Below are 703 nucleotides of genomic sequence, written 5' to 3'. Positions count from 1 at the left end.
GGCACCACGACGGCGGCGGGACCGTCGTCGGCGGGCACGTCGGCGCCCGCCTCGGCGGCCCGCGCGCGGCGCTCGGCGCGCTGTGCCGAGACGTGCGCGAGCACGGCGCTCAGCTGCGGGTACTCGGCCTGGATCGGGTCGGTCTCCTCGCTGTCGAGGTAGCCGACGTGCGCGTCGAGTCCGGGCAGCTCGGAACGGGCGATGCTGGTGACCTCGTCCGCGAGCTGCCGGACCTCCTTGCCCGGCGTCCCTGGCACGGCCAGGACGAGGGCGGGGGCGTTGTCGGGCGCCACCACCGGTTCGGGTCGGCGGTGCCGTCCCGACTGGCGCGGACGGGGCATGCGTACGGGCAGGCCGGATGCGGGCCCTGAGGGGGTGCTCATGGCGCCGCATGGTACTGGTTTCCACCGGCTCGTCGTTCGGGCAGGGGGAGCGTGCGCGGTATCCGTCCGTATTTTTCCGGTCGGTACGGGAACGGGCCGGTGTCCCGCGCTTTCTCCCCGCGCCCCGGGCGCCGTGAAGAGCTCGCGGGAGACCTCAGCCGGCCACCCGACGCACCGTCAGGTGCGCCTCGTCCACGGGCAGTCGCAGTCCGTCGCCGGCGAGCGCCCGCGCGAGCAGGACGGCACCGTCCAGCGGATCGCCCGCCGCGGGGACCCGCGCCGCGCCCGGCAGGACGCGCGCCAGTTCCGCGTCGAGCGGC

Annotated in this window: 2 pseudogenes; both read right to left on the bottom strand. The window is 76.2% G+C overall.

The annotated features are described in order from the left end of the window. A pseudogene (locus G3I42_RS33005) lies at window positions 1–383 on the bottom strand (hypothetical protein); the annotation flags it as partial. Between the two features lie 154 nt (window positions 384–537). Continuing rightward, window positions 538–703 (bottom strand): annotated as a pseudogene (locus G3I42_RS38065) (ATPase); the annotation flags it as partial.

The organism is Streptomyces sp. SID11385, from assembly GCF_010548245.1.
Taxonomy (GTDB): domain Bacteria; phylum Actinomycetota; class Actinomycetes; order Streptomycetales; family Streptomycetaceae; genus Streptomyces.
This window is presented reverse-complemented; position numbering and strand designations above follow the sequence as displayed.